This is a genomic window from Nitratidesulfovibrio liaohensis, from assembly GCF_011682075.1.
Classification (GTDB): domain Bacteria; phylum Desulfobacterota; class Desulfovibrionia; order Desulfovibrionales; family Desulfovibrionaceae; genus Cupidesulfovibrio; species Cupidesulfovibrio liaohensis.
In genome coordinates this window covers 1-7,645 of the sequence record NZ_VSMK01000068.1, presented here as the reverse complement: position 1 = coordinate 7,645, position 7,645 = coordinate 1, and the positions used below count along the sequence as shown (strand labels likewise).

General features: G+C 67.4%; 7 protein-coding genes. All 7 read right to left on the bottom strand.

The window, feature by feature from the left end; genetic code table 11:
- On the bottom strand, positions 1–338 hold a 338-nt coding region (locus FVW27_RS03140), incomplete at its 3' end, for a gamma-glutamyltransferase (protein WP_208294596.1).
- Between the two features lie 192 nt (positions 339–530).
- Positions 531–2,312 carry a YcaO-like family protein gene (locus tag FVW27_RS03135; protein WP_167122661.1) on the bottom strand — a complete coding sequence of 594 codons (1,782 nt, stop codon included), beginning with the start codon at positions 2,310–2,312 and terminating at the stop codon, positions 531–533.
- 1,382 nt (positions 2,313–3,694) lie between these two features.
- Positions 3,695–4,426: a 1-(5-phosphoribosyl)-5-[(5-phosphoribosylamino)methylideneamino]imidazole-4-carboxamide isomerase gene (hisA, locus tag FVW27_RS03130; protein WP_167122659.1), complete on the bottom strand. Its 732-nt coding sequence runs from the start codon at positions 4,424–4,426 to the stop codon at positions 3,695–3,697.
- The gene (locus FVW27_RS03125) at positions 4,423–5,094 is read right to left on the bottom strand and encodes a hypothetical protein (RefSeq protein WP_167122657.1); all 672 of its coding nucleotides are present in this window, start codon (positions 5,092–5,094) and stop codon (positions 4,423–4,425) included. The genes hisA and FVW27_RS03125 overlap by 4 nt, the downstream gene beginning before the upstream one ends.
- Complete coding sequence (locus tag FVW27_RS03120) at positions 5,094–5,684, bottom strand: imidazoleglycerol-phosphate dehydratase (protein ID WP_015946737.1); 591 nt, start codon at positions 5,682–5,684, stop codon at positions 5,094–5,096. The genes FVW27_RS03125 and FVW27_RS03120 overlap by 1 nt, the downstream gene beginning before the upstream one ends.
- A gap of 60 nt (positions 5,685–5,744) precedes the next feature.
- Positions 5,745–6,539, bottom strand: coding sequence for a twin-arginine translocase subunit TatC (gene tatC, locus FVW27_RS21235; protein WP_167122665.1), 795 nt, complete (start codon positions 6,537–6,539; stop codon positions 5,745–5,747).
- 662 nt (positions 6,540–7,201) lie between these two features.
- Positions 7,202–7,519 (bottom strand): Sec-independent protein translocase protein TatB, encoded by a 318-nt coding sequence (gene tatB, locus FVW27_RS03110; RefSeq protein ID WP_167122663.1) that lies wholly within the window; start codon positions 7,517–7,519, stop codon positions 7,202–7,204.
- Positions 7,520–7,645 lie beyond the last annotated feature (126 nt).

Genomic DNA, 7,645 nt, shown 5'->3' with positions numbered 1-7,645 from the left:
GATACGGCCCCGGCCACGGTGATGGCGGCCAGCGGGCCGCGTCGGGGTATCTGGTGCGTATGCCCCGCTGTGCGCAGCAGGTCCGGGGTCACGGCAGCGCCGGAGCGTCCGCTGGCGTCGATGCCCACGGGCGCGGGGGCGCCGGGTTCGTGGATCAGCCAGAAACCGTCGCCGCCAAGGCCGGTCATGTGCGGATAGATGGCGCACAGGGTGGCGGCTGCGGCCACCACGGCCTCCACGGCGTTGCCACCCTCGCGCAGGATGGCCAGACCGGCCTGCGAGGCGAGGTGATGGGGGGTGACGACCATGCCCCTGCGGGCGCGCGGCGTGTGCAGCATGACCGGGCTCCTTGGCGTTGAAATTTCAACGGGCATCCGCTGTCGGCCATGCCGCCAGCCTGCCCGTCTGCGGCCTTGCGCCGTCTGCATCCGCCCCTACCAGAAAGTTTGAGGGAGGGGATGGGGTCCGGGGAAGGGGAGGGTACTTTTCAAAGTACCCTCCCCTTCCCCGGTTCGTCTTCTCTCTTTCCCCTACCCCCGCAGCCGCAGGTAATTGCGGAACAACCGGCGGCTCATGCGCGACCAGGTGTCGAAGTCGGCGGTGGATTCCAGGCCGGGCACCAGCGCCTTGACCACGGGGAATTCCAGGTCGGCGTGGGTGAGTTCCACGTACACGGGGGCCATGCGGTTGACGGCGAACAGGGTTTCCAGCAGCGCCAGGTTGCGCTGGGGCGATTCCAGGGTCAGGTCGGGCAGATCTTCCAGCTTGCGTTCCGGCAGGCCGCGCACGCCGGGGCCGGAGGGGCCCCCGTTGGGGTAGGCGAAGGGCGTTTCGGTCATGGCGGAAAGCACGGCGCGGCGACCGGAAAGGCCTGCGCCGGTGCCGCGCGCCACCTGCCCGCGCGGCCCCACCACGAAGCACTTGTAGCAGGGCACGCCGAATTCGGTGGTCAGGTCCTGGAACTGGATGTGGATGCCGCGCGCGGCGTAATCGTCCAGCAGGGATTGCAGGCGCGCATCGTCGGTGACCAGGCGGAAGCACTGCGAGCGGTCGTAGGGCATGGTGGCTTCGGCGTCGCGCTCGAGGATTTCAGTGAGCGCGGCCACCTTGGCCTCGGCCATGATATTGCCGGTGGCAAGGCCCGTGGAACCGGACGCCGAGAACAGGGCGATTTCGTCAAGGTTGCAGAACAGATAGGCCATTTGCGCGGGCACCAGCACGGGCCGCGTGCCGCCCGCGTCGTCGGGGGTGTGCCCGGTGAGCCAGTACAGGGGCTGGTCCTGATAGGGGGCCTCCAGCGGAATGGCGTGGGGGGGCAGCACCTCGCGGCCATCGGCCAGCAATTCGGACAGGCGGGCGCGCAACAGCGGCTGCGGCGTGGCCCGGTCGAGCACATGGAGCTGGCCCCCAATTCCGCCGACCTCACCCACGGAAACGTAGGATGAGGCGCGCTCCACCATCTCCATGGCGTACGAGGCACGCGCATCGGCCAGGGACAGGCCGCGCCCGTAGGTGGTGCCCTCGCCTTTCAGGGTGTAGTCCAGCGCGCCGCAGCGCACGGTCATGTCCACATTCCAGCGGCGCAGCAGGGCGATGGGCGAAAGGGACGCCTCGTGGCGCATTTCGACCCCGGCGATGATGCCGTTTTCCACCAACCGCTCGAGCGCGAGGGATGCCGTCTCGTGCGATGGCGGGCGCTGCCAGGGGGCGGATTCCGGGGGCTCCATGGCCAGCAGGGCGCGGATGTCGGCGGCGGTTGCCACCGGGCGTTCCGGGCCGTCCAGAATTTCCGCCGGGTCGTACAGCGGGGGGATGTCCATGTCCTCGAGCTGCGGCAGCATGCGGTGGTTGTGCATGTTGTCGCGGAACACCTCGCACCAGGCGCGATGCAGGTCGCGATCGGGCTGGGCGTGCCAGCGCAGGGCGATGTGCGGGGTGGCGGTTTCGATGGCGGCAAGGGCTTGCGGCGCTGGGGCCGGAGCCGCCGCAAGCAGGCCGGAAAGATCGGGGTTCAGCAGGCACGCCTCGCGAAGCAGGGCGGCGGTGGCGGGCCGGGCGATGGGGTCAAGCCCGTCCAGCAGGGCGGACATGCGTTCCGGGGGGAACACGGCGGCAAGGCGCAGCAGATGGCTGTGCAGGAATTCATCGAGGGGGGCGGCCTCCAGCCGGTCGAGCCCCTGCTCGAAGGTCATGTCCGCAGGCGGCTCGCAGGCGAAGTAGCCCGTGGTGGCCTCCGTGGAGGTGTGCGCGTAACGGTAGTGCAGGGTGGGGAGGGCGGCGGCGGGGGCCGCAGGCTTGGTCGAATCGGGCATGGGTCCTCCGTGAGTGTGCGTGGGGATGGCATAGCGTATGGGCGGTGGAGGGACAAGGGAGAGGAGAAAGGGGAGGTAGAGATGTTGTGCGCGATCGGGTGCGGCCTTTACGAAGACAGTCGTGCCCTGTTGATCACGCCCGATCTCGTTATGCCTCCGGCGGACAAGGGGCCATTGAACGATGGCCCCTTGCATCCCCGCGTTCCAGGGGCTCCGCCCCTTGGAACCCCGAGTAGTCCTGCACCGCATTCCTTCGTCGCCAGCTTCCCTCCGGCGCAGGACGCCTCCGGGCGATCTGGCGCCGGGAATGCGATGTGCGCATGGCTCCCGGTGGCATGGCACAACGAGGGTGCCTTTACCTTCACCCTCGTCGCGGCGCGCATCCGTTACCGCCGGAGCTTCCGCCGTCGCAAAGCCTCCGGCGGCGATCTCCGGCTACGGATGCGTATCGCCGCGCGAAGGTTTTTTGTGCTTAAGCGAAGGGAGTGCGTTTTTAGGAGACCGGTGCCCGTAACATGGTGACGAGCGTGTTCATCGTCTGCGTTTCGTGCGTAGAAGTGTGTGACGCCGGGCTTTGACGGCGGCACATGCGTCGCGACGGGGGTGTGGGTAAAGTACCCCAAGCTTTGCCACGCCAGCGAGAGCGACGTACGCATTGGCGCCACCGGCGGCAGATCACCCGGAGGCGCCCTGCGCCGAAGGGAAGCTGCCGCCGATGGGGCGCCGCGCATGAGACGCCGGGGGTCCAGGGGAGGCGAAGCCCCCCTGGAGCGCGGGGTTGCAAGGGGCTGCCGCTTAGCGGCCCCTTGCCCGCCGGAGGCATAACGAGATCGGGCGTGGTCAACAGTGCACGACGGTCTTCGTAGAGGCCGGGTGCAACAGCGTACGCCCCTTCCCCTTGCCCGCCGGAGGCATAACGAGATCGGGCGTGGTCAACAGTGCACGACGGTCTTCGTAGAGGCCGGGTGCAACAGCGTACGCCCCTTCCCCTTGCCCGCCGGAGGCATAACGAGATCGGGCGTGGTCAACAGGGCACGACGGTCTTCGTAGAGGCCGGGTGCAACAGCGTACGCCCCTTCCCTTTGCCCGCCGGAGGCATAACGAGATCGGGCGTGGTCAACAGGGCACGACGGTCTTCGTAGAGGCCGGGTGCAACAGCGCACGCCCCTTCCCCTTGCCCGCCGGAGGCATAACGAGATCGGGCGTGGTCAACGAGGCGCAACTGTCTTCGTAGAAGCCGGGTCCAATAGGGCACGACACTTCTCTTCTTCCCTCCCCCCCCTCTCCCCACACACGCACGCCAAACAACAAGGGGGCCGCGTTACCGCAGCCCCCTCGCTCAACACTTCAATTTCCAACCGTGCACACTCGGTGCACCTCGACTACTGCGCCGCAATCCATTCCATTGCCGCGTGCAGGTCGAGGGTGCCGGTGTAAATCGCGCGACCGGTGATGGCCCCTTCCACGCTGGACGTCAGCGTCAGCGGGTACAACGCCCGCACGTCTTCCAGCGTGGCCACGCCGCCCGCCGCGATGACCGGCACCGGGCACATGCCCGCCAGCTTTTCCAGCGCGGCCAGGTTCACCCCGGTCTGCATGCCGTCGCGGTCAATGTCGGTGTAGATGACAAAGGCGGTTCCGGCGTCCAGCAGGCGGGGCAGCACATCGTCAACGGTCAGGCCGGAATCGGCCACCCAGCCCTTGGTCTTCAGCCTGCCGCCCTCGGCGTCCAGCGAAACCCCGATGCGCCCCGGAAAGGCGGCGCACAGGCGGGCGTACAGTTCCGGTTCCTCCAGGGCCACGGTGCCGATGATCAGGCGTTCCACCCCGGCGTCGAGATAGGCCTTCGCCGTGGCCTCGTCGCGGATGCCGCCGCCAAGCTGCACCGGCACGGAAAGGTCGGCGCAGATGCGGCGGATCAGTTCGAAGTTGGCGGGCATGCCGCTGAAAGCCCCGTCCAGGTCGATGACGTGCAGCCATTTGGCGCCCTGGTCCTGCCAGTGGCGGGCCATGGCGGCCGGGTCGTCTGAAAACACGGTTTCCGCGTCGGCGCGGCCCTGTCGCAGCCGCACGCAACGGCCATCCTTGATGTCCACGGCGGGGAAAAGGATCACAGACCAAACTCCTTGATGGCCTTGCGCATCCCTTCCTTGGCCAGGTCAAGGGCCGACAGCCACTTGCCCTTGCGCCCCACGAACTTGCCCACTTCCAGCAGGTTGTTCGCAAGGCCCATCTGCTTTTCGTCGTAGTTGGAGCGCATGACCAGGGTGCCGCCCTTCACGTCGATGAGGAAGACATCCATCATGATGCTGGCCGACTCGGTCACGCCCATGTCGCCGCCCTTGCGCTCGCGCATGTCGACGACCTGGGGCACCAGCAGAAAGTCCACCTCGGCCTTGCGGCCCACTTCCACCCAGTAGGCCAGCGCCTGCGGACGACCGCCGGTGCGCCCGCCCGCCTGGGGCGAAAGCGAGGGCTTGGTGGCGGCAAAACTGTACACGCGCTTGGTTTCGCCGCGCAGGATGTCGCCGAAGGTGCGGTCGAGGTCGGCAAAGGTTTCTTCCGATACCTTCTGCTGGTCCTCGGGAATGTACCCGGCCAGCAGGTCGGCCATGGCCGTGGGCTGGGTAAAGGCGGCCACGCCGATGGTGGCCTCCGGCAGCGGGGCCGGGCCGCGCTGCCGCTGCGAGCAGCCGGGCAGGGCGATGAGCAGGGTGAGGACGAGCAGCGCGAGCAGCGCGCTCGACACCGGGAAGGTGATGAAACCGCGATGGGTACGCATCAGTCTAGGCTCCCTTTGGTGCTGAGCAGCGTCTCGCGGTCACGGCGCACCGCCTGCCGCAGGGCAAGTCCCAGCCCCTTGGCGGCGGATTCCAGCAGATGGTGACCGTTCCTGCCATACAGGAACGAGACGTGCAGGTTCATGCGGGCGGCCGAGGCGAACGCCTTCAGGAATTCGCGCCACAGGTCGCGTTCCTGCCCGGCGATGACGGGCGGCAGAAGGTCGTCCCCGCGCCATTCAAGCCACGGGCGACCGGAAATGTCGATGCAAACATCGGCCAGGGCCTCGTCCATGGGTACGCGGGCAAAGCCCACGCGGGCGATGCCCGAGCGTTCTCCCAGGGCTTCGGCCAGGGCCTGGCCCAGGCACAGGCCTACGTCTTCCACGGTGTGGTGGGCGTCGATCTCGAGGTCGCCGGTGCAGGACAGGGTAAGGTCGAATCCGGCCCAGAACGCGGCCAGGGTGATGACATGGTCCGCCATGCCGAACCCGGTATGCACGTTGACAAGGCCCTGCCCGTCCACCACGAGGTCGAGGCGGATGGAGGTTTCCTTGGTTTCGCGGAACACGGCGGCGCTGCGCTGGCTCATCTCGGGCTCCTTCCGGGGTGCTGGGTTCATGTCTGGACCTTTGCGGACTGCTGCGCGCCTCTAATCGCCTTGCACGATGGTGTCGGGGCCGGGCTTTTCGGCGTCGCCGTCCTTTTCTTCCGTATTCTCGCCGTCCTCACCATCCGCGCCGGGCTTCTTCTTGCCGAACACGGCGGCAACGACAATGCTTATTTCATACAGCACAAGCATGGGCGCCGCCATCATCATCTGCGAGAAAACATCCGGCGGGGTAAGGATGGCGGCCACGATGAAGATGGCGAGGATGGCGTACTTGCGGGTCTTGCGCATCCACTGTGCGGTGACGAGGCCAAGCCGTGACAGGAAGAACGCGAACAGCGGCATCTCGAAGATCAGCCCGAAGGCCAGCAGCATCTTGAGCGTGAAGCCCAGATACTCGTCCAGCTTGGGCATGGGCGCGATGGTGTCGGTGGCAAAGCCCACGAAAAACTCGAAGGCGTACGGGAACACCTGGAAATAGCAGAACGCCGCGCCCGACACGAAGAACAGCGCAGAGGCGCAGGCAATGGGGATGATGTGGCGTTTTTCCTCGTCGTACAGGCCGGGCGCAATGAACGCCCATATCTGGAAGAACAGGTACGGGCTGGCCAGGAAGGCCCCGGCCACCAGCGCCACCTGCATGTAGACGAAGAACGCCTCCGGCAGGGCGGTGTAGATCAGTTTGGCCCCGGACGGCAGCGCCCGGGTCAGAGGGAGCATCAGGTAGTTGAACAGCTCTTCGGCAAAGCCGTAACAGGCGAAGAAGCCCACGGTGAGCGCGATGAGGCTGCGCACAAGGCGCACGCGCAGTTCGGAAAGATGGTCCAGCAGGGTCATGGAGCGGCCACCCTCGGCAGGGGCTTCCTCTTCCTTGCTGGCGCGGTCCACGGCCTCGCTGAGGTCGCGCGGGGGGGCGGAGACCACGGCGGTTTCCGTGGCGGCGGATGCTGCGGTGTCGTCCGGGGACGAAGGGGAATCCGGGGGCGGGGTGTCGGAGGCGTCATGCCCCGCGTTCTGGTCAGCGCTCTGGGCGGTATTCTGCCCGGCGTCCTGGCTGGCGGCAGGAGGCACGTCGGAGCCGTCCGGCTCGTAGTCGGGCAGCACGGCGGCGGCGATCACGCTCTCGACGGAGCGAGGCTCGCCCGGTTCGACTTCCGCTGCAGCGAAATCCGCCGGGTCGGCTCCGGGAGCATCGCCTGTGGTCGGCGCATCACTGGCGGGGGCGTCGGAAGGCGCCGGAGCGTCCGCCGCAGCTTCCTCGATGGCGCCGCACGAGGCGTACGCCAGCCCGGCATCGGGGTCTGTCTGCCCTGCGGGCTTCTGCTCGCAGGCATCAATGGCGTCCAGTTCCCAGGCGTTGCGTTCCGCAGCGTCCGGATCGTGCGCGTCCGGGGCGTGCGCTTCCGGTGCCGGGGTGTCCGACTCGCCCGTTGCCGCACGCTTCTCGCGGTCGCCTTCGGACACGGGCTCCGCCTTGGCGGCGTCCTTGTCGTCCTGGCTCATGCGTTCTTACCGGCGGCTTCGGTGGGGGCTTCGGCGGCGGGCTTGGCGCCATCGGCCTTGGACTGTTCCGCCTTGGGGGCTTCTGCCTTGGCCTTGTCGTCAAAGAATTCCTTCTCGGCTTCCTTCTTGCGGCGCTCGTGATCGTCGAGTTCGATCTCGGTGTTCAACGTGCGCTGAAAATCTGTGGAAACCCTGCGGAATTCACCCATGGCCTTACCCAGCGTACGCGCGATGTTGGGCAGGTTCTTGGGGCCGAGGACAATGAGGGCCACGACCATGATGACCAGAAGTTCCGTGCTGCCGATGCCGAACATGGAGGACAGACCGCCTTGGTTGCAGTGCTGCGGGCCGGGACCGGGATGACCGGCCATGCCCCGTGGGCGCCGCGCGATGGCGCGGCCCTTCGGCCGAAGGTGGCGGGGGCGTCACGGGGGCCTTGC

Excerpts from the sequence above, each read along its gene's own strand:
- FVW27_RS03135 (WP_167122661.1), bottom strand. The coding sequence starts at position 2,312 with ATGCCCGATTCGACCAAGCCTGCGGCCCCCGCCGCCGCCCTCCCCACC.
- FVW27_RS03125 (WP_167122657.1), bottom strand. The coding sequence starts at position 5,094 with ATGCGTACCCATCGCGGTTTCATCACCTTCCCGGTGTCGAGCGCGCTG.
- FVW27_RS03120 (WP_015946737.1), bottom strand. The coding sequence starts at position 5,684 with ATGAGCCAGCGCAGCGCCGCCGTGTTCCGCGAAACCAAGGAAACCTCC.
- tatC (WP_167122665.1), bottom strand. The coding sequence starts at position 6,539 with ATGACCCTGCTGGACCATCTTTCCGAACTGCGCGTGCGCCTTGTGCGC.
- tatB (WP_167122663.1), bottom strand. The coding sequence starts at position 7,519 with ATGTTCGGCATCGGCAGCACGGAACTTCTGGTCATCATGGTCGTGGCC.